The 22,530-nt window shown below is 53.2% G+C and carries 21 protein-coding genes and 2 pseudogenes; 8 read left to right on the top strand and 15 right to left on the bottom strand.

The genetic code is table 11. The features are described 5' to 3' along the window. Positions 1-4: 4 nt before the first annotated feature. Both AC2FIS_RS20010 and AC2FIS_RS20015 read right to left on the bottom strand, forming a co-directional pair. The gene (locus AC2FIS_RS20010; protein ID WP_496721392.1) at positions 5-874 is read right to left on the bottom strand and encodes a branched-chain amino acid ABC transporter permease; all 870 of its coding nucleotides are present in this window, start codon (positions 872-874) and stop codon (positions 5-7) included. Positions 875-969: 95 nt separating this feature from the next. Next, positions 970-2,157: an ABC transporter substrate-binding protein gene (locus AC2FIS_RS20015; RefSeq protein WP_496775074.1), complete on the bottom strand. Its 1,188-nt coding sequence runs from the start codon at positions 2,155-2,157 to the stop codon at positions 970-972. Between the two features lie 230 nt (positions 2,158-2,387). Between AC2FIS_RS20015 and AC2FIS_RS20020 the strand changes: the two genes are divergently transcribed. Then, a complete protein-coding gene (locus tag AC2FIS_RS20020) occupies positions 2,388-3,101 on the top strand; it encodes a GntR family transcriptional regulator (RefSeq protein WP_496775075.1) in 714 nt (237 codons plus the stop codon). A 52-nt stretch (positions 3,102-3,153) separates the two neighbouring features. On the opposite strand, the pseudogene AC2FIS_RS20025 reads toward AC2FIS_RS20020, so the two are convergent. The 6 genes and pseudogenes from AC2FIS_RS20025 to AC2FIS_RS20050 all read right to left on the bottom strand — a co-directional run. After that, positions 3,154-3,392: pseudogene (locus tag AC2FIS_RS20025) on the bottom strand (DDE-type integrase/transposase/recombinase); the annotation flags it as partial. Between the two features lie 289 nt (positions 3,393-3,681). After that, entirely contained in the window at positions 3,682-3,873 is a 192-nt protein-coding gene (locus AC2FIS_RS20030; RefSeq protein WP_496775076.1) for a hypothetical protein, read from the bottom strand. A 509-nt stretch (positions 3,874-4,382) separates the two neighbouring features. Further along, entirely contained in the window at positions 4,383-4,631 is a 249-nt protein-coding gene (locus AC2FIS_RS20035; protein ID WP_496775077.1) for a ParB N-terminal domain-containing protein, read from the bottom strand. A gap of 74 nt (positions 4,632-4,705) precedes the next feature. Next, a complete protein-coding gene (locus AC2FIS_RS20040) occupies positions 4,706-5,398 on the bottom strand; it encodes a hypothetical protein (RefSeq protein WP_496775078.1) in 693 nt (230 codons plus the stop codon). A gap of 1,665 nt (positions 5,399-7,063) precedes the next feature. Then, positions 7,064-7,417, bottom strand: coding sequence for a putative quinol monooxygenase (locus AC2FIS_RS20045; RefSeq protein ID WP_496775079.1), 354 nt, complete (start codon positions 7,415-7,417; stop codon positions 7,064-7,066). Between the two features lie 101 nt (positions 7,418-7,518). Beyond that, positions 7,519-8,280 (bottom strand): IclR family transcriptional regulator, encoded by a 762-nt coding sequence (locus AC2FIS_RS20050; protein ID WP_496775080.1) that lies wholly within the window; start codon positions 8,278-8,280, stop codon positions 7,519-7,521. Between the two features lie 70 nt (positions 8,281-8,350). Here AC2FIS_RS20050 and AC2FIS_RS20055 point away from each other — a divergent pair, with 70 nt between their 5' ends. From AC2FIS_RS20055 to AC2FIS_RS20065, 3 genes are read left to right on the top strand one after another with little or no spacing between them, the layout of a single operon-like run. Further along, positions 8,351-9,706 (top strand): selenium-binding family protein, encoded by a 1,356-nt coding sequence (locus tag AC2FIS_RS20055; RefSeq protein WP_496775081.1) that lies wholly within the window; start codon positions 8,351-8,353, stop codon positions 9,704-9,706. Beyond that, positions 9,703-10,068: a 2Fe-2S iron-sulfur cluster-binding protein gene (locus AC2FIS_RS20060; protein WP_496775082.1), complete on the top strand. Its 366-nt coding sequence runs from the start codon at positions 9,703-9,705 to the stop codon at positions 10,066-10,068. Before AC2FIS_RS20055 ends, AC2FIS_RS20060 begins: the two co-directional genes overlap by 4 nt. Before the next feature lie 3 nt (positions 10,069-10,071). After that, a complete protein-coding gene (locus tag AC2FIS_RS20065) occupies positions 10,072-10,536 on the top strand; it encodes a CoA-binding protein (RefSeq protein ID WP_496775083.1) in 465 nt (154 codons plus the stop codon). 129 nt (positions 10,537-10,665) lie between these two features. On the opposite strand, the gene AC2FIS_RS20070 is transcribed toward AC2FIS_RS20065, so the two are convergent. Beyond that, entirely contained in the window at positions 10,666-11,196 is a 531-nt protein-coding gene (locus AC2FIS_RS20070) for a hypothetical protein (RefSeq protein WP_496775084.1), read from the bottom strand. Positions 11,197-11,669: 473 nt separating this feature from the next. Here AC2FIS_RS20070 and AC2FIS_RS20075 point away from each other — a divergent pair, with 473 nt between their 5' ends. Further along, complete coding sequence (locus AC2FIS_RS20075; protein WP_496775085.1) at positions 11,670-12,896, top strand: RidA family protein; 1,227 nt, start codon at positions 11,670-11,672, stop codon at positions 12,894-12,896. A gap of 38 nt (positions 12,897-12,934) precedes the next feature. Here AC2FIS_RS20075 and AC2FIS_RS20080 read toward each other — a convergent pair whose 3' ends face one another. After that, positions 12,935-13,405 carry a hypothetical protein gene (locus tag AC2FIS_RS20080; RefSeq protein WP_496775086.1) on the bottom strand — a complete coding sequence of 157 codons (471 nt, stop codon included), beginning with the start codon at positions 13,403-13,405 and terminating at the stop codon, positions 12,935-12,937. A gap of 464 nt (positions 13,406-13,869) precedes the next feature. On the opposite strand from AC2FIS_RS20080, the gene AC2FIS_RS20085 reads away from it, so the two are divergent. Together AC2FIS_RS20085 and AC2FIS_RS20090 are read left to right on the top strand one after the other, a co-directional pair. Next, positions 13,870-15,924 carry an adenylate/guanylate cyclase domain-containing protein gene (locus AC2FIS_RS20085; RefSeq protein WP_496775087.1) on the top strand — a complete coding sequence of 685 codons (2,055 nt, stop codon included), beginning with the start codon at positions 13,870-13,872 and terminating at the stop codon, positions 15,922-15,924. 352 nt (positions 15,925-16,276) lie between these two features. Beyond that, a pseudogene (locus AC2FIS_RS20090) lies at positions 16,277-16,673 on the top strand (DDE-type integrase/transposase/recombinase); the annotation flags it as partial. A 246-nt stretch (positions 16,674-16,919) separates the two neighbouring features. On the opposite strand, the gene AC2FIS_RS20095 reads toward AC2FIS_RS20090, so the two are convergent. From AC2FIS_RS20095 to AC2FIS_RS20115, 5 genes are all read right to left on the bottom strand, one after another. Further along, positions 16,920-17,933, bottom strand: coding sequence for an alpha/beta fold hydrolase (locus tag AC2FIS_RS20095; protein WP_496775088.1), 1,014 nt, complete (start codon positions 17,931-17,933; stop codon positions 16,920-16,922). Positions 17,934-17,952: 19 nt separating this feature from the next. After that, positions 17,953-19,392, bottom strand: a complete 1,440-nt coding sequence (locus tag AC2FIS_RS20100) for a glutamine synthetase family protein (protein WP_496775089.1) — start codon at positions 19,390-19,392, stop codon at positions 17,953-17,955. Positions 19,393-19,495: 103 nt separating this feature from the next. Further along, entirely contained in the window at positions 19,496-19,894 is a 399-nt protein-coding gene (locus tag AC2FIS_RS20105; protein WP_496775090.1) for an AraC family ligand binding domain-containing protein, read from the bottom strand. A 4-nt stretch (positions 19,895-19,898) separates the two neighbouring features. Beyond that, the gene (gloA, locus tag AC2FIS_RS20110; RefSeq protein WP_085823161.1) at positions 19,899-20,333 is read right to left on the bottom strand and encodes a lactoylglutathione lyase; all 435 of its coding nucleotides are present in this window, start codon (positions 20,331-20,333) and stop codon (positions 19,899-19,901) included. A 19-nt stretch (positions 20,334-20,352) separates the two neighbouring features. Then, entirely contained in the window at positions 20,353-21,444 is a 1,092-nt protein-coding gene (locus AC2FIS_RS20115; protein WP_496775091.1) for an aromatic ring-hydroxylating oxygenase subunit alpha, read from the bottom strand. 434 nt (positions 21,445-21,878) lie between these two features. On the opposite strand from AC2FIS_RS20115, the gene AC2FIS_RS20120 reads away from it, so the two are divergent. Beyond that, complete coding sequence (locus tag AC2FIS_RS20120) at positions 21,879-22,415, top strand: Lrp/AsnC family transcriptional regulator (protein ID WP_496775092.1); 537 nt, start codon at positions 21,879-21,881, stop codon at positions 22,413-22,415. The last annotated feature ends 115 nt before the right edge of the window (positions 22,416-22,530 follow it).

Below are 22,530 nucleotides of genomic sequence, written 5' to 3' on the forward strand. Positions count from 1 at the left end.
TGCGTTATCCCCACGGCTTGCCCATCAGCCCCTGCGGACGGATGGCAAGGAATATCATCAGCGATACGAAGATCAGCAGATAGGTGATGTCGCCATATTGCGAGAGGACGGCCAGACCGATGGCTTCGAGGAACCCAAGAATGATCCCACCTGCGATTGCGCCGGATATCACCCCCGCACCACCGATCATCACCATCATGAAGGCTTTGATCGAAGTCGGCCCGCCCATGCCAAGATTGACGCCCGTGATGGTCACCAGCAATCCACCAACCAGACCGGCCAGCATGGCGCCAAGCGCGAACCCGATCATCGAATACCGGGCGACGTTGACGCCCATCAATTGCGCTGCCGTCCGATCCTGCGCCAGTGCCCGCAGTGCTCGACCAGTTTTGGAATATTGCATGAACAGGATGAACGAGACGATCGACAGAATGGCCAGAACGCAGATCAGGATGCGATCATAGGGCATGATCAATCGGAAATCCCAATTGAAAACCCCATCAACAATTTTGGGGACTCCGCGCTGTTTCTCGCCAAAAACAAGCAGGATAACCGCGTCAAAAAAGAACGCCAAACCTGCCGCCAGAAGCATCGTGCTTTCCTCGCGCGAAGATCGGCGTATGACCGGCGCAAACAGAAAACGCTCGATCAATGCGCCAAGCACCGCAAGGGTGATGCAGGACGCCAACAGCGCCACCACAAACGGCAACCCCAGTTGGCCGTAAAATGTATAGGTGACAAAACCACCTAGAACATACATTTGTCCGTGAGCGAAATTCAGTACGTTCATCAGGGCGAATATCAGCGTCAGTCCAAGGGCGATCATCGCATATTGCGCGCCCAGATAGATGCCGTTTGCTAGTATTTGTTCCATGAGTGTCCCGCGTAAGGTTCGGGTATCCCGGGCTGATTATTAGCCCGGGATAGTGAGTGGTTTGTTAGGTTATTGCCTGAGTTGGGAGTATTGCCTCAGTCGACTTCAGCAACAAAGAGCGTTTCAAACGCGCCATCCTGATAGACATTGACGACCAGTGGAACGGCAATCTGCCGCTTTTGTCCAAAGGACGTTGTCCCCACATAGCGCATCTTTGCGTCGCCCTTCATAAAGGGATTGGGGGCTTCGAACGTGTCCATCGTTGTCTGGAACACCGCGACATCTTCAATGCCGGCCGGGTTCGCATTCAACGTCGCTAGAATGTACTCCAGCGCATAGACCTTGGTGTTGGACTCGTCATTGTATTCGCCGAACATATCAGTATAGCGTTTGACGAATTCCTTCATGTCATCCGATGCAATCTCAGGCGTCGACGCGCCGCCAACCGAAATGAACCCGTTGGCCAAGTCTCCTGCCCCCTCGCGCAGAACCGTCGCATCCTGCGCAGTTTCGGTTGAGATAATGCCTTGGAACCCAAGTTCACGCGCCGAACGGATCAGCTGCGGGGCATTGGCCGGGGAAACGCCGGACAGGACCAGCAAGTCAGGCTGTGTGCGCATGACGGGGGTTAGAACCGGAGTGAAATCCGTAGTGTCCACCTGATAAGTTACGTTGTCAGAAACAACCTCAAGCCCCAAAGCCTTGGCAGCTTCGATACCTCCATCCCGTTGGCTCAGCGGATCGGATTCGTTCGCGGCCACAAAAGCAACGGAGTTTACGCCCTTTTCATCCTTGAGGTATTTGTAGATCGCGGGACCTGATTGATAGTTCGCAACCATGCCCAGAACGGCGTTTGACGCCGGGGCCGAATACAGCTCTTTCGGGAAAGCATAGGGGAAATACATGATCCCTTGGGCTTCGGCGACAGGTCGCACCGCTGCAGCACCGTCATCAACGTTGGGACCGACCACATAGTGGATACCTTCTTGCGCCATCTTTTCCATACCGGCGATCGCGCGCTTGGGGTCCTTTTGGTCATCAAAGGAAACGATTTCGATATCGTAAGTGGTGTCTCCGATCTTGTAACCGCCGGATTCGTTTATCCAGTCGGCCCGCGCCTCCATCGAACGTTGATTTGATATACCCCAGGCTGCCGCCGGACCAGAGGTCACGCCAACAAAGCCTATCTTCAGCACCGGGTTTTCGGCCCAGGCTGTCGATCCAAGGACGGATGCGACCAAAGCCAAAGCAACAGAAGATTTCATCAGATTTCTGCGTTTCATTATTTCCTCCCTACTGAGGTCTCAGCGCCTCTTTCGAGCGCTTGCAAAAACAGACAGTGTCATCGGTCGAATCCCGGTGAACGGGTTAAGTTCTGCATTGTTAACAATCTGTGTCAACATTTTTTGTCATCAGTATCATTGATATTGTCAACGCAATTCCGATATATTGTCAGAAGAAAACCTTGCAGCTATTAACAATTTTCAGACCACTTCCACCGGTACGGAACGAGATGACAAACCAAGCTGAAGACAAGCTCGACACCTTGCGAACCGATCCAGACGAACAAATGATCGTCGACCGGATTTATTCAGCCGTCATGGAACAAAAGCTCGCGCCCAGAACCAAGCTGAGCGAATTGGCATTGTGTGAAACCTTTGGCGTCGGACGCATGCGCGTGCGCCGCGCGTTGCTGTTGCTCAGCAGTCAGGGGATCGTCGACCTCCAGTCTAATCGCGGCGCCTATGTTGCCTGCCCCAGTGCTGATGAAGCCCGCGAGGTTTTTGTTGCCCGCCTGATGATTGAAACCGGGATCGTGCGGGAACTGGCACGCGACGTTGGCGAAACTGGCGTTCAAACCCTGCGCGCGCATGTCGAGAAGGAAGAAGTCGCGCGCAAAAACGATGACCGAACCGAAATTATTAGCCTTTCGGGTGCCTTTCATGTCGAGCTGGCGAGGTGCCATGAGAACTCGGTTCTGACCCGCGTTGTACGCGAATTGGTAACCCGAACTTCATTGATCGTAGCACTGTTCGGAACAAACCAAGCCTCAACCTGCCCGGATGATGAACACGCATCTATTATCGATGCTATCGTTAGCGGAGACCCGCAATCCGCTGAAGACGCCATTCGTCATCACCTCCTGCATGTTCAAAACAGTTTGGATCTGGAGCAGACCCAAAAAGCAGAACCTGACTTGGTCAAGATTCTAACCGGGCGTATGTGATTTGGGTCTGTCAAAATTCTTCTAGAGCTGCAAAATGGAACTGTTCAGTCGACTATCCAGCTAGTTGGGCGAGCTGCTGAAACGACGAGACACCGGGTGTGAATTACCTTTAAGGATCATTTTGACCAGCTCGATGCCAGCCAGGGTCGATGCAGCTAAATCGAGAGACGTGAGACCCAAAATCGGTTTGATCCGACGCTTGATGAACCGATGGTCTTGTTCAATCACGCTGTTGAGTTATTGCCGCCTGACCATCTCGAACGGGATCGGGCAGCCAAAACCTTTCAATATCTAGTTTAGGCTTTGTCCAAAAGTTCTTTAGTAAATGAAGGCCGGTGGAAGTTTCAGTCCTAGTTAGCTAGCTTCGCAAACGGGTTGATCGGGCCGATTGCGACTCCAAAATGGCCCGCTCTAATCATCTGCGCGGCTTTGATCCCATCCAGCGTTGCGGTCGCAATTCTACTTTCGACGGCGTGCATTTCCAGCAACAAAGGGTGCACCTTTGAATGAGATTGTCAGGGCCTGCTACAATCGATTTTGAGCAAGCGGCTATCAGAAATGCCTGCCGCCCGACAGACAGTCAATAATTGACGACAAAACCTGGCTGCAATGGATCATATTTCTGGCATAAAAGACAGTTTTTGTACTCGTTTGCCATAAGTCTGCTTTGACGAATCTGCGCCGTGGGATTCGACTGCATTACCAAGGTCTGGAATGAGCCGCTTTGAACATCACCGTCGCGAATGCCCGCAATTGGGTACTTGGCGGCCAAGATGTCCAATACGCAATGTCGCCAAGTCACTTCAAATTTGCAGTCGACCTATGCCGATTTGTTCTGCGCCTTTTTGCCTGTCTTAGTTGGTCGCTCCCCATGTTGTCCGGCAGTGCCGTTAAGCGCTTGATGCCAAGCAGGCTTCTTGACGGGATTTGCACCCGGGCGCCTTGCCTTAGGTTTTTTGGATTTAGGCATTGGGTGTCCTCTTTTGGTTCCAGACAGGCTTATTAGGTTTGAGACCGGATTGATACTACCCAGTGCGGGCTTAGACATGATTTTAGGCAAGAAGAACCAAAGCAATCCGATCGTACCTCCAGGTGAAAACTCATCCGGGTTTGTTTTGCCCCAAAACATAACAGGTCATTTAAGGATGCTGCGTCGTGCATATACAGCGTGCATTCGGGTCTAAGGAATTGCCGAAACTGTGCAGATTTGCGTGCTGCGGTGCGGTTGGAGATCCGCACGTTCTTGTCCGCTGCGGCGAGGTTGCCAATCCAGCGACGCCGTCAGTGTAATCTGGCGCGTACCAGATAGGCTTCGACGGTATCACCACCGAGCGCACGAATGGCCTCCAATCGGTGAAGGCCTTCGATCAGCACAAACCTTTTGTTGTCTGCTCGTATTTGAATCGGGGTTTTCTGGCCATTTTTCAGGATATCTTCGGCCAGCGTAATAACTTTTTTCTTATCAAGTGATTTTACACGCTTTACAGGTACATAGATCAATTCGAGCGAATATGATTTTTTCTCTAGCATGATCTACCTTCACAACCTTTCGTGCATTTAAACTGGTTCAGCGTTTTCTTGGAAAATGGACACTGATACATACCTCATAGAACCGAACGGACAGCATTGCGCAGTTCCTGATGCATGACCCAAGTTGCTGGTTCGTCTTCACTTTCTATGTGAGAAAAAGCCAGGACCTGAACAGCGCCATCACTCTGCGCAGTTCCGGGATCAGGAAGATCCAGCTCCAGATATTCCGCGACCATTAACCCTATTTTTTTGAACACCTTGATGGACGCCTCGCGAGACGTGTAACCAGCCGCATGAGACAATTGGCCAACCGTCAGACCTTCCTTCCCGGCGATAGAAAGTGCTTTGAGTATGGTGATCTGTGCTGGTGTAAACCTGATCTGACGCAATGCTTCAATATACTCTCGCTCACCAGGAACAAGGGTGCCGGAGTTTCCTTCCAACCGGCGTTGGTCACTGCGATTTCTGTCACGCGCTTCGAGAACTTCTTTTAACGCATCAATTGCCGATGCCGGTGTTTCACCAACAGCATCTGCAATCATGGCCTGCGTTTTAGCGGGCGGCTTTGGGAATGCCCTCGCAACACTGTTGCCGCTCAGAATACCGGCTTTTATTAGGTACTTTCCGTACTCTTCTTCAATTACACCGGATACATCGGCATTCCGCGACTTACGAACACTGCGATCCTGAAACGATCTTTGTTCCAGACCTTGTGCTGATGACTTTGAACCCTGAAGAGTTACGGGAGGGGCATTTTTGCGCTTCAAACGAACACCACAACGGCTATCGCTGCGATGAGCACCACGGACACGATCACCAATTTGACCCCGTAGGACCGGCGGCGAGCCCTTTCGGCTTTGAGCCTTTTACCTAGATTTTCGTCAATCGAGTTAAGATTCACGGCTTGGTCCTTCCGGATAGTAAGGCGATTTTGCATTCCAACAGCCTATTGTCGCGGCACGTTTCCATCGCATTTATTGTTCTGGCGTCTGAAGGGTTGATTGCATTCCCATCCATCGCCTCTACGATTCAAGTGAGCGTTTGATGGGACGACTATCGTCATGCATCTGCCTTGGTTAGCCCGAAATCCCCGCTCGCATCTCCATCCTGAATAAGTGTCAGACGCAAGATAAGCGTGATCAGGAAGCCCCACTGGCTCACAACCGCTTTCCGCAACCCTGTAGCCTCTGAGGCACACCCAACCGTCCACACTCGTCTTGTCTGTCAGGCGGCCGTTTTTTGGGACATCTATTGCAACACAATCCTGACCTTCCCTACGAAATCCCCAGTTGCAATGTAATTCCTGTACGCCAAATCTGGATTCGACAAACCCATTATTTGGCACAATCACCTCTTCACAGTTTTCTCCGGCACGTCGGAACAAGCGATTGCACTTCCAGCGGTCTCCCGTTGACGCGAGGTAGGCGTTCTTTGGAACCTCTATTCCCTCACAATTTTCCCCGACACGTTGGAAACCATGGTTGCATTCCCAGCCTGGCCCATAGGAACTGCCGGTCAAATGCGCGTTTACAGGGGCGTTTACACTTCGGCATGATCCGTCCCTGTTTTCGTAACCCTCGTCACAAACTGATCCGTCGGCACCGCCGGCATCCTGTGAATTTTCAGACGCGCCCTGAGCTGGAACAATCGTTGGCGAAAACAAAACGATAAGTGTCAGGATCAAACGCAATCCATTGCGCAAACATTCGCATGCAGACTGATCAGAGCTGGGTTTTCTGCCAGATCTATCGGCCATCAAACACGCGGATTCCAAGCCATAAACTGCCCATTTGTCGCCTTCTTCCTTGGGCTCTACAACGTCTGGAACGTGCCAGGCGAAAATGCAGCCTTTTCGGTAGAGAGTTCTTTTCGAACATCCCAGCGCCCCTCCGACTGTGTCACGGGACATGCTACTGATATTTTGAAGGCCATTGGATCTCCGAAGTCGGCAGCATCGCGACAACGAGTAAACTTCACCAATACTCCCTTGTGGTTCTAAGCCGACATAGAGTCAAGGAGCATACCCTCGTTGAGAAGCCATTACCGCTGGGACTAATCGTTTTTGAGACAAGAGCGTGATCAGGCGGTCTGGTGAATCACCGAATGGAGTTATCCCACCGACAAGTGGGAAGCAGGATTACCCCACGCCTCAATTGCCGAAGCTGACCGCACCGAAAGGACCCTTTGAGAACGGGCGAAGTCAGTTCAGATAGATGGAAGTTTCGTTGGAACCTGCCGCGTTTGCAAATAGGTGATGCGGCGGGGGCTAAGGTTTTTTGGGTCAGCTGTAGCGGCGTGGGCGACAGTCGGCTAACTCTGCAGGGCGTACGTTGAGCAGAATTTATTGTACGTATGCAACGAGCCCAAAGCCGACTAGCGTCACATCCGGTCGCATTCTCACAGCGACCAAAATTTCAAACGTCCGGTCAGTTTCACCAATGCAGCAGGCCCGGTTTTTGGGCCTCAAAACCTTTTGTCGTTGGAAAAAGCGAGCGCATCCGAGCAATAATTTCGATGTCACCATCCAACATCGTTTGGACCGTGTTCAACCAGTTCTTAAAAGCTTCAGAGTCCCAGTGGTCCTGAACAGCTGCTTCGTCCCGGAACACTTCGTAGAAATAGAACCGATTGGGATTTGCCATGTCCACCATGATCTGAAACTGGAAAACTTCTGCCTCTTCGCTGACAACACTTTGCGCTTTAAAGATGCTGGCGTTCAAAAAAGACTGCCGGTGCTCAGGTTTGACATTAACAGCGAAGAATCCCCCGCGCATTCCATCGTCCATAGTCAGCCTCCTTAGTCGCCCGCAAACCCGCCTCATGGCATCAAACGTTTCGACGCCGCCTGATGACGTGAACCTTCTCCACTGCTTTAGCCAACACTAACCTAGGCGGATTTCATATTCGCGTCTGCACCATCCCATCCTAGGGCAGATGATAACTCATGCGACATTTCGATGAGTGCTTGGCCGATTTTAACCCGCATTGGAGGGGTAAACACCCGAACGGACGCTGTGGCGCCAATGGACAACGTCGAACCAATACCCGTTTTGCCCAATGTTGTTGCGACAGAGCTTATACCTCTTTCCAGCTCCTCGACACATTCGGCGTACCCTTTGGCCCGAATGGCATCGAGTTCTTTTGCCAGTTCTTTTCGGCTGGTAATGGTGCGCTCTGTGTACCGTTTGAGCTGCCCGTTCAGTTCGTCATGAGACAGCAACTCTGGAGAAAGGGCTGCAATTGCCTTGGCGCAAGAGCACGCGTGCATGGGCCGCTTGCCCACACCCGGGTGAAGATATGACACCCCCGTTTCTGGCGTGGCCACGTGAATGATCTCGACCCAATTGCCGCGCAGTCGGGAAAGAAAGAACGCAGCCCCGTAGTCTCTGGCGCCCTTGGCCAGGACCGGCGCAATCACTTCCAGAAGCGCAGGATCAGAATGATCACTTAGCGTGATACGCTTTAATCGTGTTCCAATGGCAAACTCCCCGCGTGCAGAGGTCTCTAGCAGGCCGGACGAAACAAGATCCTGAACCAGTCTATAGGCAGTTGGCTTGGGGAGATCGGATTGCGCACAAATTTCCGCGACTGTCGCACGCCCTTTTTGACCTACGACTTCCAATATCAGCGCTAAACGTTCTAGATGCATTTTTCTCACTATACGATAATAGTATTTTCGATATACGATACAGCTGTTGCGATCAAGGGAGGGTTCAACGATGGATGGTGCATGTTGCGGACCGGGCTACGCCAGCCCGCAAGAGGCAATCCAGGCCCCGCGTGAGAAGTTTCTTTACACGATTGCCATTTATACAGGCACGGGCATTCAGAAGCCCGACTATCTTGCGACAGTGGATGTAGACCCGGAAAGCCCGACTTATTCTCAGGTGATCCACCGGCTGGAAATGCCGGGGATCGGGGATGAGCTTCATCACATGGGCTGGAATGCATGTTCGTCCTGTCACGACGACGGCTCAATGTCGCGAAAGTACCTGATCCTGCCCGGCGTGCGTTCTAACAACCTTCACATCGTCGATACCGCCACCGACCCACGCGCGCCGCGGCTGCACAAGGTTATCGAGGGGGCCGAGATTAAGGCGAAGGCCGATCTGTCAGGGCCGCATACAGTGCATTGTCTGGGCTCAGAGATCATCATTTCCTTTCTTGGAAACGCCAAGGGCGAAGCTCCAGGCGGCTATCTGCATCTGGACAAGGAGTTCAACATCGTCGGCCGCTGGGAGAACTCGATGGGCGGCATCAAGTTCGGTTATGATTTCTGGTACCAGCCCCGTCACAACGTGATGGTGAGTTCCGAATGGGCCGCGCCCAACACCTTTATGCCAGGCTTCGATCTGGAAGAAGTAGGCCATCTGAAATACGGGCGCGAGTTGCATTTCTGGGATTTTGAAAAACGCGAACCTGTTGAAACCTTTTATCTAGGTGAAGACGGGCTTTTGCCGCTGGAGGTCAAATTCCACCATGACCCAGACAGCACGCATGGGTTTTGTGGGGCCGCGCTGTCGACCAACGTCATTCACTGGTGGAAGGACGACGCGAATAAGTGGCAATGGGAAAAGATCATCGACGTCGAGAATGAGATGCACCCTGAATGGCCGATCCCTCTGCCAGGAGTGATGTCGGCGATCCTGATCTCGATGGATGACAAATACCTCTATCTCAACAATTGGCTTCATGGCGACATGCGCCAATACGACATCACCGACCCGCATAATCCCAAACTGACCGGCCAGGTGTTCATGGGTGGGCTTTTGGGCAAAGCGCCAACCGTTAATGGGGTTGAAGTCGCCGGTGGGCCGCAGATGTTCCAACTCTCTCTCGACGGGCGCAGACTCTATGTCACCACCTCGTTGTTCTCGACTTGGGACAACCAGTTCTATCCCGAGATCCGCGAAAAAGGCGGTGTGATGGTCATGATAGATTGCGATCCTGAAAACGGCGGCATGAAGATCAACGAGGACTTCATCGTGGACTTTGGGAAAGAGCCAAATGGCCCCTCGCGCTGCCACGAGAGCCGGTATCCAGGCGGTGATTGTACAAGCGACATTTGGCTATGACAACGCATACTGTGACGATCGCCAACAGGGATGGCGCGACATATGAGGTGGACGCACGACGCCCACTTCTGGACACGTTACGCGAACAGGGTGTTGATCTGCCCTTCGGCTGCAAATACGGCGGCTGCATTACCTGCGCCGCAAAACTTAAAACAGGCACGGTGGATCAGCGCCGACAGGTTGCGCTCAACAATCGGCAGATCGCGCACGGCTACGTAATCCTTTGCGTGGCTCGCGCGACGTCCGACATTACGTTGGAGATCGGGGTTGAGAGCCATGACAAGCTCTACCGCAATCCGTTCCTCGATCCGCTCAAACCCCACGAACTCAAGGCAGACATTGCGACGCCGAAGGAAGGTTAACCGATGCCCGAAGCAGATATCGACCGTATGTATGATTACGACCCCAAGTATCTCGCCGAGATCCTGAAGTCGGTCAAAACCATTGCAATGGTTGGTGCAAGCGCCAACAAAACGAAATTCAGCTACGGCGTTCTGCGACAGCTCAGCGAAATTGGTTACGACATTCTGCCGGTGAACCCTAACCCGAACGTCAGGGAAATCAGGAGCCTGAAGGTCTATCATTCACTCGAAGAAATCGACAAATCCGTTGATATGGTGGATGTCTTCCGCCCCAAGGAAGAACTCTTTGGCTTTGCCGAGAAGGCCATCGCGATCGGAGCCAAAGTTCTTTGGGGACAGATCGGCGTCTACGACGACAAAGCAGCCCAGCTCGCCGAGAATGCCGGCCTCAAAGTTGTGATGAACCGATGTCCGAAGATTGAACTCTTCCGGCCGTTTTGGAAGCCCCGCCTCGATCTGAAGATATGACGGATCCTAATGGAATGTGGTTTACTGAGTAGCCAAACAGGCGATCAGCCGAGCCAGTTTTCTTCCAAAAGATCAGGTAAGGGCGCAATTTTCAGGGGCAGTTGTACAACCAAAATACACCAGTGTGCATTATTGGATTCCACAGCGCGACCTAAAGAAGCGCAGAACCTTGGGCGTGGCTTTGATTGGGATTTGGAAAGTTCCCAATTCCGATTTCAAAGAGACTGTCGCCTTCGCATTTTGCGCGGCTGCCTTACTGATTGCCTGAACAATCTTTGCGTCATCGCTTTCATTTTTTGGGACAAGCCGATGAGGTCCAGGGGGTTTGTCCTGAACGAAATCAAATGTCCGCCCCGACACCTCAAGCTCGGCAGTAAACCCCTTCGGCAAACCTTCACCCAATCCGACTTGGGGGGTAATTGCGTTCCGATTCTGCGAACCCCAGAAAAACAAAGAAGCATTTGACCGCCGGTTGCAATTTGGTTTGTCACATCGAACGGCTTGGCAGGATAAACCGTCCTTATTGGTCTGCGCCTTTATTACATCCCAGCCAGAAATAGCCTGCTGTTCTTGTATCTCTAGTGCCAACAACGGACCATTCGTCAAAGATGCCGATAGAACCGCGATAACTGAAAAAAACCTATTTGAAAAAAACCGCATACGACACCTTACCCGGAACCTAAAACTTGCTTCGTAAGATTTAGGTTCCTCGAAAGATTTAAGTCAACTCAAGATTGTTGCGGAAAATACATACACTCCCACTGGACTAACAAATGTAACTCATGGAAAAACGAGAAAATGGCTGACAGGTCACCCATTTTTTGATCCTTAACAGTGCTTTTGCTAGCGTTTTCTTTTTGGGACCCCACTACTGTCAGCCTCTCGGTATACACACTAGCCGTACAAGAAATGATCGGATGGTTGTGCACAAATCTAGTTCGAAACTATGCAGTAACCTGCGGTTCGCGACCTGATGCGAGAGCGAAAGGTTAAAGTGTGATCAACGGCCGCTCGGGGGCTCAAACCGCACGTTCATACTTTCGTCAGATGTGTGTTTCAGAAACCACTGGCCAGATCTTCGGCCTCATGATTACGTGCGCTCGTACAGGCATCAAACAGCCAGGGGGCACCCAATGAACAGGCGATACAGTTTTCCCGAGGGGCACTGGGATTGGCCGGTAAAGCTGACTCACCACCATGCAGTACGTGCGGGCGACATGGTCTTTACTGGCGGGCAGGTGGATTTGGATGCCCAGGGAGCTGTACGCAACATCGGTGATCTGGATGCGCAGGTGCGCAATTCGATGGCCTATATGCATGATCTTCTGACCGACCTTGGCGTGGGATTCACCGATCTGGTGCGGCTGGTTGTCTATTACGTCGGTGACGCGGGTGACGAGGTCCGGATGCTGAACCTACTGGCCGACATCATCGGACATGAGGTTAAACCAGTGGTTAATCTGATCAACCTGCCTGAACTCTGCTACCCTGACATGCTGTGCGAAATCGAAGGCGTCGCCATGCGCGCTCCTGATGGCAGCGCTCTGCCCCGACAGAATTACCATCTCGATGCTCAATCACCCCTGCCTAGGGCTTTCTCGCATGTGGTTAAATGCAGCGACATGATCTTTACCGGTGACATGACCGCCCGCTCCGCCGACGGATCAGTCACCCATCCCGGCGATATCGTAGCACAGACCCAATTGATGATGGAGAGTCTCTCTCGCGCACTTCAGGCCGCAGGCGCAGGGATGCAAGATGTGGTCAAGGTCAACGCGTTCTACCTTGGCGACGGTACAGCAGAAGATTGGGAAGTTTCGGCCCGCATCCGTGCCGATTACTTCCCTGATCCCGGCCCGGTGCCCACCGGCATTCCTGTGCCTGCCTTTCCCCATGACGGGCTGACCACACGCATCGCCGCCACCGCCTGTGCCCCCGGAGCACGTCGCATCCACCATGCCTGGCCTGACGGGCATTGGAATTGGACCGCCGCACTGCCGTACAAACACGGAGTCAGCGCTGGCCAGGTCATCCATGTGGGCGGCCAGGTGGCACTGGACAAGCAGGCAAAGGTGCTGGAACCTGGCGACATGATCGCCCAAACCCGTATCGCAATGGAAAACGTGGCTCGCGTGTTGGATGAGTTTGGCGCCACCCTGGACGATGTTGTCAAGGTCACCACCTTCTATCAAGGCAGCGCGTCAGCAGAAGCGCTACACGAAAACCTGCTGATCCGATCCAATTCCTACACCTCACCCGGCCCAACCACGACAGGCATCCCGGTGCCCAATCTGGTCTACGAAGACATGGTGATTGAGATAGAGGTAATCGCGATGCTCGAAAACCATACAGGGGCGTGAATTCTCGTCAAAGGATATTCACCAACGCCAGGCGTCTCTCAGTTGCGAAAAGAGCGAGAAAGACGATTGCCCAGGGAACCAGGCCTTTGAGCGTCTAGCCCTTCCAGACAGGTGTTGACTGCCCCGTAATAAACGCCTCCGTTCAGTACTTCGTGAGATTGACTGTTTTTTCCCGCCGATGAAAGCTTGGAAAAACTGATCCATGACCGGAAAGAAATACCCTTGAATGCCTCAAATAGTGTGTCGCGACACGATAACTTTTTGTAGGCAGTTAAGAGCTTGCCGCCGCAACTCTGGAAATCATCAAGAGACGTTCTTCCTAAGGCTGCACATAGAAATCCACCATTGAAAATCAGCGCGCAAACTATTTTGGCGGGTAACGATTGTATTTCGCCGCTTTGTTTCACGTAGTAAGCGTCCAGCAACGATATCTGTGTTATAGGTAGAAAGTTAATTTTAGCGCAGGCGGTTCTGCGTGATTGACGGCTGCCCGCGATTGGGTTCCACATTTAGTTGCGCAAAGATCAATTCCACCGCTGGGCGCATACTGGTACTCATTGCCGACATTGCCGGACGAGTCCGGCTACTCCGAACACCTCGTCGATAAACTATCATTTGTAGACATGTCAGTTGTGCAGTGTCGAATGCGACGGGCAGATAGCAGAGACCTGTAACCAGACTTATAACATGGCAAGTAGAATGTCTGGTTTTTTACGCGTAGTGTGAATTTGACCAGCCCCGGTTTCGTGCTTGCAACGAACGGCAAAAATGACGGGCCGGGCCTTCACCTGTACGCAGCGTTTGGCAAAATTGCCGACGTCAGATATGGCAATCAGTGTTCAGCCACTTCAACACAGTCTTTTGCTCCTACCTAACAGTTGCGTGATATTTCGGGTCTGTGTCTAAGAAAACTTTGCTCTCTTAGCAGTCTCAACTCAATACTGAAACAAGTAGCTTTTCGGCGGAGATTTAATTGCGATTTAGTGTAGGCATTGCGGTGTCAATTCTGGTGGCTGTGTCTATCGGAGTGTCGACGTTTATTGTTCATTCCCTGTGGTGGACGACAGCGCGGGACAATAGCCGCATGCTTGCGGCAGAAATCAACGGCCAGATCGCAAACACTGTCCGTATTGAGGTAGGCGTGACACTCAGGTCGGCCGAAGCCGCCTGGGCGGCCGTTCGTACGATCTTTGTTCAGAACGTCATCGCGACGCGACAGGCCGACAAGCGGGAGTTTGTTTTCCTGTCACAATTGCAGGCGCAGCCGAATATCTCATGGATGTTCTTCGGCTGGCCTGACGGGAATTTTTTTGCGTCACATCGCCTGGGTGACGGCGGGCTTGAGATGATTGAAATCGACGAGGGAATCCGCGACCGAATGCTGCGGAAAGACCGCTACATCTTCATTCCCGGTGACATACAATTCGAAGAGCGGTCCTTTACCGAAACATCCTATGATCCGCGCGAACATGCCTGGTTTAAAAACTTCATGGGCCTCAACTCCTCTGGTTGGATCGAAGCGCGCGACCTTCCAGATAGTGACAGAACCGTTTACGCCTATGCCGGTCCGATAGACGTCAATAGAACGCGGCAAGGCGTTCTCGCCGTTGCGATCGAAACGGATCGTTTGTCACGGTTTCTTGCAACGCTTGCACCCGGCGAGTTTGGCGCTGCATTCATATTGAACGCCGATGGAAAAGTCATTGCAGTACCCGATGCCGAAGCGGATGAGGTTACTCCGGCGCGCATGGGCGAGGGCAAGCTTTATGAAGTGGCCATGATCACGGGCGAAAGGCTGTTGGCCGACCCACAAGCAAATGCCTCTGGCACATTGACGAAACGTGTCGTCATTGACGGCGTGCCTTATGCGGTGGCGCTGACGCCTCTGGGGTTTTACGGCTGGCGCGTTGCCACAGTCATACCTGAATCGGCCTTTCTTTCGGGCATCGACGAGACGCTGATCAATCTGATTTACGTTTTGATCATTGTGGTGGTTGTTGCAACCGGATTAGCGATCTGGCTGATCCGCAAAGTTGTGGCAAACCCGCTGGCACGCATCGCCGAAGACCTTGGTAAGATTGAGCGCTTTGACGTCGAGCAGATTGAGCGCAGACCGTCCAAACTGTCTGAGCTTGCCAATCTTTCTGCGGCCACTGCTAGCATGGCGGCTGGTTTGTCGGCATTCCGAAAATACGTACCCACAGATCTCGTGCGCATGCTGCTTGCTGAGGGTATCAAGATACAGCCCGGCGGAGAGATGAAGCAAATCTCTGTTTTGTTCTGCGACGTCACAGGTTTCACAGGGCTGTCCGAGAAACTTGGCCCCAAGATTACCCAACTGATGGAGCCCTTCTTTAGCGCGGCCTCCACGGCTATCGCTAAAAATGGTGGGACGATCGACAAATTCATGGGTGATGCGGTGATGGCGTTTTGGGGGGCGCCACGCAAGGATGTGAACCACGCTGAAAACGCCTGCCGCGCAGCATTGGACCTTGTCGCTGCAGTGGACGCGTCCGGAATTGAAGATGATGACGGCGCTCCCTTGCGAGTCAGGATCGGGCTGAACAGCGGCGAGGCTTTGGTCGGAAATATCGGATCAGAGCAGCGGTTGAACTACACCGCGATTGGCGATGTCGTGAATGTTGCCAGCCGGTTGGAAGGAGCCAACAAAGATTATGGCACGTTGATCCTCATTGGGCCGGAAACGAGACAACAGGCAGCCGACACAATCGTGGTGCGCGAACTGGACACGCTTACCGTATTCGGGCGCGTTGAAGAGCTTGTGGTCTACGAACTGATAGCGATGGCGGATGGGTGTGACGGATCATTTGCCTGGATAGAGACCTATGAACAAGGCCTTGCGCACTACCGGGCAGGGCAGTTTAAAAAAGCTGTTGCCGCATTTGAGGTTGCGGACCGAACACGAAACGGAGATTCCGCCTCAGTCGCCATGATGGCCCGCGCCCAAAGCCTGTTAGACAGGCCTCCACCGGAAGACTGGCGCGCAATTACAAGCACCAAAAAATAGTAGTAGTCAGATTTGATCAAATTAAGATGTTTGGGTCCTGGGCTTTTTCGCGGACATGATACCAACTGATTGCGCGCATAAGCGGCAGTGATTTGGGCAGCGTTTCGGCAAAGTCCGACAAGTCGCGTGTTGGATGAGTTCAGCGGGTGTTGTCAGGTTGTTGAAACGGGGTTGCCGTTGCAGCGCGATACCATGTTGAATCTATCTGAACTATCCCGCTTCAAGGGTTTCTGTTTCCCGCATTCGGTCGTCGGCTGCGCAGGGCATCACTGTCTCCTCCGAAACGGACCGGGGCTGGATAGCCCGTTTTGGTATCCAATTCGCCGCGAAGGTTCGACGGGACCGGCCATACCCGGCGGACAATTGGCACCTCAACGAGGTCTTAGTGCCTTTCAGCGGTCGAATACATTGGCTTTGGCGTGCGGTCGAAGGCAACTGCAATGCACTTGATATCTTTGTCCAGCCGCGTCGCAACAAGCCAGCCGCGACGCGCTTTTTCAAGAAACTGTTCAAGAACCGGGGGCAACCGCACGTGATCTTCACAGACAAACTGGGCTCCTACGGTGGCGGGAGAAAAAATGGGCCGGCTCAAGTCACCCTTTCAGGCGCAACGGTTCTTTTCGGTCCACGATCAAACCTCCACCCTGTTCCGCCCCAAACGCAACCGCCTTTCAGCCTGTTCTTATCGCCACTCACGAGCGGATGCCTTTATTCTTTGGGTTGAATACACCGGCCAAAAGGCCGCCTAGACATCGCGGCATGGCAACGCTCAGTCAAACCAAAACAACCTGACAATGCCGTCTCGAATGCTGCGAATGGTATCGGCGTCTGCTATTCGCAGTGAAGCGTACTTTGCAAAGTTGAACGATTAAAAAAAGCGGATCTAAACCAAAACGACCATGTTTGCGTGCCAGTTGCCGCATTGCCGCCCCTCACATGAAGGAAAGTATTGAAAACCAGCGAATGCGTAAGATCCCGAATTTATTCACAAAGCGTTACTCTTCTAAAAGTTCCCGAATATTGGCATCTAACTGCGCCGTGAAACCTTTGTCATTGCCTGGGTTGGCCGCACAATGGCCCCAAGGGGAATTGTAAGGGCGGAAGATGGCGCGAGGTATGTGGTGGGCCTCAATTTCATTGTCCTCTGGTGGGAAATAGAGATCCTGAGTACAGGGCATCAGAATGGCACGAGCCTTGATGGCACCCAGTGCCAGTTTATAATCTCCACTGTAAAGCGGCCCGGCTGAGATGTCGCCTGCCTGCCAAGTGGCAAGCTTGGCCAGCAAATTGTTGGCATCCCAGCCCTGCACATGGTCCTGCTCCCAATCCTGCATCAACTCTTCTATCGATCGAAATCCCAGCTGCCGATAAAGCCCCTCGCGATAGAAGGTCTGAGAGAAGGCCCAGCCTGCGTAAACCCGGCCGAAGGCGCTAAGCCCAGCCTTGGGTGGGCTGTCATAATTGCCGCCGTTCCAATTCTGATCCGCGCAAAGGGCGGCCTTGACCCCCTCGAGGAAGACGAAATTATGCGGTGAGGTTTTGGCCGAGGCGCAGAAAGGCAGGATCGCTTGGACCATGTCCGGGTATTGCGCCGCCCACTGGTAGGATTGGCAGCCCGCCATTGACCAGCCAGCGACTAGGGCGATTTTCTCGATCCCCAGGTGATCATGGATCAACCGATGCTGGGCAGCGATGTTGTCCCACATCTGCACCAGCGGAAATCGCGGGCCGTCCTGGGGCGCAGGCGTATTCGATGGCGACGATGAGCGACCATTGCCGAACAGGTTCGGGCTGACGATAAAATGGCGGCTTGGATCAATCGCGCGACCTGGGCCAAAGAACCCCTCGTTACGGGAATTAGTGCCGGTATAAAAGGTGGGCAGAACGATGACGTTGTCACGGGCGGCCGACATTGTACCGTAGGTCTGATAGGCAAGCTTGGCATCCTTCAATACCTTGCCCGACAAAAGCGGAAAGTCGCCCAGCTCGTAAATCTCAAAATCTGGCACCACCCGATCCTTTCCTGTCTTAGTAGAGCCGCAGATATTCCTGCACTTCCCAATCGGTGACCGATTGGTGATACCGCTCCCACTCGTCGTTTTTATATTCGAGATAAGAACTACGCATCACCGGGCCCATCACATGTTCCGCCATGGCATCGCCACGCAAAGCCTCAATCGCGTTATAGAGCGTTCGCGGCAATCGGCGGATTCCGAGTTCGGCAAGTTCAGCTTCGGTCTTAGAATAAAGATCAAAATCTGTTGGTTCGCCCGGGTCGGTCTTATCTTTGATGCCCTTAACACTACAGCTCAGATGCATCGCCATTGCCAGATAGACATTCATGGTCATGTCGCAGGCACGGTTTTCGATGCAGTGACGGCTTTGCGGCAGGCGGAACTGGGCCGAGCGATTGTTGAAGCCATATGTGATATTGGTCGGAGCCCAGGTGACGGTGCCGCCTTCAAAACCGCCAACGCGCGGCACCAACCCGTTATAAGAATTCACGGTCGGACAGGTGATCGCCGTGATTGCTTCGGCGTGCTGCATCAATCCGCCCACTGCCCAGCGGCTCTCGTCGCTCCAGTTGCCATCGGGTGTCTCAAAAATGTTTTCGCCGGGGCGACTTTCATGCTGCATCGACAGGTTGATATGCGCCCCGGAACGCCAGTCCCCCACAGTTGGTTTGGGCATGAAGGTCACAAACAGCCCATGCTGCTTGGCCACCTCTTTCAACGTGATGCGCAGAAAAGCCAACCGGTCGGACATTTCCAGCAGGTTGGTGTAGTGGAAATCAAGCTCAAACTGGGAGTACGCACCCTCAGCCACCACGTCATGCAGGTTCCAGCCTAATCCTTCGATGATGTCGATCAGGGTTTTTAGGAATGGCATCGAGTCTATGGAATACTCAACATCATAGCCAAATGCCTGACGACGCGGACGAAGCCCATCTGCAGGGTCATCGTCAAATGCCTTTACCGGCTGCCCGGCGTCGTCATATTTCATCACGATAAACTCGGGTTCTACCCCGGCGTAACCAGTGTACCCTTCCAGTGCGGCCTCGTGCATGGCACGTTTCAGGGCCTGACGCGGGCAGACATTATAGGGTGCGTCTTCCCAGTAGAGATCCGAGAAGATGATCGCCATCGATGTGTCCCACGGACAGACGTAGACGGCATCGAGATCCGGAACCACCACCTGATCGCTGTCGGCGGGGCTTAGCTCGGGCACGTACGAAATCGAATGCACCGCGAATTGTGGCCCTTTCCCAAGGCATAGCGGTTCAAAATCACTCATCGGTACGGGTTTGGTTTTTGGAATACCGTGCAGGTCAATCCAGGCGGCCATCACGTATTTGACGCCAGCCTCCTCCAGACGTTGCCGTACCTCTGCGATACGCGGGCGGTTACGCTCGACAGCGTCATGGAAAGTCTCGTAGTAGATGCGGGTGCTGGCATTATCCTTGGGCATTCGGCGTCCTCCCATCGAATGGCAATCAGATTTGGTTCACCGAGGGTGACCCCTCAGTGTTGGTACTGGTTTCGTTTGTTCTGTCGCTCAGCGATTAAGGTGTTCAGCCGGGGACAAAATCGTCAGGGTCGATGCCCGGAACCTGCGTGATCCCGGCAAGCTGTTTCCAGTTGTGAGGGTAGGCGGCATAGAAGATTACGCATTTGCCGTCCGACTCGTAGGAAATGTGGTTGTCCTTCGGGACAAACAGCACATCACCACGATCGCAAACATAGCTTTTGCCATCGCAAACCAGTCGGAATGTACCCTCAAGGCAATAAATGATCTCGTCGCAGGTCAGATCCCACGGCACCTTGATGTTGTTCAGGACGTTGATACCGCCGCACATGGACTTGCTGAATTCACTGGTCACCATCGGTTTGATGTAGGTGTCGCTGTCCCCCATCGAGTCGTAGCGGTTTTGAACCAGATCGAATTTGAAAAGTTGAGGTGTGTCACCCATTTGGTCAGCCTTCCTGTGCCAGGTGTTTCAGTATGGATTCGTTCAATTCGACCTTGTAACCGTCAGGGTCCTCGCAAAAGGCGATGACCCTTGTGCCGTTTTTCATTGGCCCCGGTGGGCGGGTGATGTTTACCCCCGCCGCAGCCAGCTGTTCGCACGCGGCATAAACATCTGGCGTTTCGATGCAGATGTGACCCCATCCGTCGCCTTTGTCATAGGGCGTGCCCTGATCCCAATTGGCGGTCAGCTCCAGCGTGGGAAACTCGGCCTCAGGCCCATAACCGATAAACGTGTTGGTGAACTTGCCTTCGGGGTAATCCGTGCGCCGCTGCACTTCCATACCCAGAATTCCGCAATAGAAGTCCAGCGACTTCTCCATGTCTGTGACACGCATCATCGTATGGGCCAGACGAAACCCTTTGGATATGGACTTATTCATCGATTTTGTTCCTTCTTTCTTAAGCACCGGCCACATCACGCTCGATCAGATCCTGAAAGGCGCGGACGCTGTCCTCCCAAGCGGGCGACAACAGCCCCCCATCCTCGGCGACCGGGGATTTGCGGCCCTCAAACATGCGCTCAACCATCTCGTGATCTTCCTTGTGGACATCCCACCATAGGTTTCTGAGGGCTTGTACTTCCTCGGCGCTCAGTTCCTGGCCTTCTGTTGTGTAAAGTGCTCGGTACTGGCGCATCTTTCCCGGACCAATGGGCACGTTCAGATAGACGCCCAGCTGATCCGGGAAATAGCGGCCCAGAATGAAATTGGGGTACAGGGTCAGATAACGAGAGCTGACACCCAGACTGCCGGATGTGCCCAACTCTTCGTTCAGATCCACCGCACTGCCGATGCAGGTGCCATCAGTGATGGTATAGTGGTTCTCCAACGGCTGATCGGTGGTTGAGGCATGGACAAACTGGACGTGATAGGGCTCGATAAAGTTCTCCATGATCAGCTTCCAGTTGGTGCCAATCTCACCAAAGTCGAGCAGGCCGATTGGTTCCACTCTGGTGAAGTCCATCCCCTCTAGCCGGCTGATCAAAGGCGCGGCATAGTCTTCGAAATCAGGCGCATTCCCGTCCAGATTGACGAAAATCCAATCATGCCAGACATGGGTGCGCACGGGCTTGAGGCGATGATTTTTGATGTCAAAGCCGTCGAACTCCTGCTTTCCAGTTCCGGCAAAATGCGGTGCAGCCCGCAGGCGTCCATCCAGATCGTAAGCCCAGGCATGATAGGGGCAGCGGATCAGCTTGCCGACGTTCTTGGGCTTGTCGACCAATGTCATGCAGCGATGCAGACAAACGTTGTGAAACACCTGGATGTCGCCATCACGACCGCGCACCGCCAGCAGTGGCAGGTTTGCGCAGGTGATTGGATGTGCATCGCCAGGGTTAGCCATCTGATGGGCAAACCCGATGAACACCCAGTTCTTGGCCAGGACAGTCTGGCATTCCCGCTGCCAAAACTCTTCGCTGCGATACGCCCCGGCAGTCAGCCCGTGCTGAGGCCCGCCAATGGCCTGCGCTCTTTCCTCGGCAATTGTCATTTGTCCTCCCTTCGACACTGCCACCTGCACCCGCCGGTTCAACGGTATGCTCATGGTTCTTACCGTTTCCCGCGGTCGCCCTGCTTGCAGGCTCTATCCCGATGCGCCGGGTTTTGAATCTGCGACTACGAATATCGCACTCTTATCCTTACTTTCCTTCGTTTTTCGGGGCTATTTTGAATTCTCGGGTAAGAATCAGAAATAATCTGGTCAAAAAGCGGCACTGGGGTGCGAATTTCGAATAACGTGATCGTGTGGATTGCGAGAGCCGCAATTCCAGCGGGATTTTGCAAAAAATCTGGCAATAGGCCCGCGTCACGGTCCTTGGAAACTGCGGTGTCGAGGGCGAAGGATGTCGTTTTCTGCACTTCCTGCCACAGAATTCTTAGGGAAGAATTGCGGATTTCGATGTCCTCACCTAATCTCAGCTACGAATGCAGCAATCGAGCATCGGGTATATGGCAGTCAAAAAGCAATCAAACCTGCGCGCCACCGCACAGAGCATTAGGTCCCCAAAGGATGACTTGAACCAACAGATCATCCGGCTATTGCAGCAAGATGGCCGGATGGCCTTTTCTGAGATTGCGCAGCAGTTGAATGTGTCCGAAGGAACCATCCGCAACAGGGTGAGCGGTCTGCGAGACAACAACATGTTGCGGATCGTCGCGATGTCGGATCCGGTGGCTACGGAATACACCACCGATGCGATGATCGGGTTGAATGTGGCTGTTGGCGTGACCCCACGCCAGGTGGCCGAACGTCTTGAAAAGAACCCTCGGGTCGTCTTCATTCTATGGGTCGCAGGGCGCTACGATCTAATCATTGAACTGGTCAGCGACGATGGCGACGCATTAAAGGAATTTCTTGAACAGGAAATCCACGCAAGCGACGATATCGGTAACGCCGACGTCATGCCGGGGCTGAAGAATTTTAAGAACCAGTTCTTGCTAAAGCAAGGTGTGAAACAGTGATTAAGAGGACGTTGATCGCTGAAGCCAATAGGGCGAAAGGCTTTCAACAGAGTTATACTGGGTGGTGTTCAGCGCCGGTCTTAGTGCCGGTTCCGGCAGCAATCAATCTTCCGAA

The sequence above is a fragment of the Ruegeria sp. CDSB113 genome, assembly GCF_059611045.1.

What these genes read in the sequence shown, in the direction of transcription:
- AC2FIS_RS20075 (WP_496775085.1), top strand. Translation starts at nt 11,670, where the DNA reads ATGAACAGGCGATACAGTTTTCCCGAGGGGCACTGGGATTGGCCGGTA.
- AC2FIS_RS20035 (WP_496775077.1), bottom strand. Translation starts at nt 4,631, where the DNA reads ATGCTAGAGAAAAAATCATATTCGCTCGAATTGATCTATGTACCTGTA.
- AC2FIS_RS20100 (WP_496775089.1), bottom strand. Translation starts at nt 19,392, where the DNA reads ATGCCCAAGGATAATGCCAGCACCCGCATCTACTACGAGACTTTCCAT.
- AC2FIS_RS20120 (WP_496775092.1), top strand. Translation starts at nt 21,879, where the DNA reads ATGCAGCAATCGAGCATCGGGTATATGGCAGTCAAAAAGCAATCAAAC.
- AC2FIS_RS20045 (WP_496775079.1), bottom strand. Translation starts at nt 7,417, where the DNA reads ATGGACGATGGAATGCGCGGGGGATTCTTCGCTGTTAATGTCAAACCT.
- AC2FIS_RS20020 (WP_496775075.1), top strand. Translation starts at nt 2,388, where the DNA reads ATGACAAACCAAGCTGAAGACAAGCTCGACACCTTGCGAACCGATCCA.
- AC2FIS_RS20015 (WP_496775074.1), bottom strand. Translation starts at nt 2,157, where the DNA reads ATGAAACGCAGAAATCTGATGAAATCTTCTGTTGCTTTGGCTTTGGTC.
- AC2FIS_RS20055 (WP_496775081.1), top strand. Translation starts at nt 8,351, where the DNA reads ATGGATGGTGCATGTTGCGGACCGGGCTACGCCAGCCCGCAAGAGGCA.
- AC2FIS_RS20060 (WP_496775082.1), top strand. Translation starts at nt 9,703, where the DNA reads ATGACAACGCATACTGTGACGATCGCCAACAGGGATGGCGCGACATAT.
- AC2FIS_RS20080 (WP_496775086.1), bottom strand. Translation starts at nt 13,405, where the DNA reads ATGTGGAACCCAATCGCGGGCAGCCGTCAATCACGCAGAACCGCCTGC.
- AC2FIS_RS20050 (WP_496775080.1), bottom strand. Translation starts at nt 8,280, where the DNA reads ATGCATCTAGAACGTTTAGCGCTGATATTGGAAGTCGTAGGTCAAAAA.
- AC2FIS_RS20115 (WP_496775091.1), bottom strand. Translation starts at nt 21,444, where the DNA reads ATGACAATTGCCGAGGAAAGAGCGCAGGCCATTGGCGGGCCTCAGCAC.
- AC2FIS_RS20105 (WP_496775090.1), bottom strand. Translation starts at nt 19,894, where the DNA reads ATGGGTGACACACCTCAACTTTTCAAATTCGATCTGGTTCAAAACCGC.
- AC2FIS_RS20010 (WP_496721392.1), bottom strand. Translation starts at nt 874, where the DNA reads ATGGAACAAATACTAGCAAACGGCATCTATCTGGGCGCGCAATATGCG.
- AC2FIS_RS20065 (WP_496775083.1), top strand. Translation starts at nt 10,072, where the DNA reads ATGCCCGAAGCAGATATCGACCGTATGTATGATTACGACCCCAAGTAT.
- AC2FIS_RS20070 (WP_496775084.1), bottom strand. Translation starts at nt 11,196, where the DNA reads ATGCGGTTTTTTTCAAATAGGTTTTTTTCAGTTATCGCGGTTCTATCG.
- gloA (WP_085823161.1), bottom strand. Translation starts at nt 20,333, where the DNA reads ATGAATAAGTCCATATCCAAAGGGTTTCGTCTGGCCCATACGATGATG.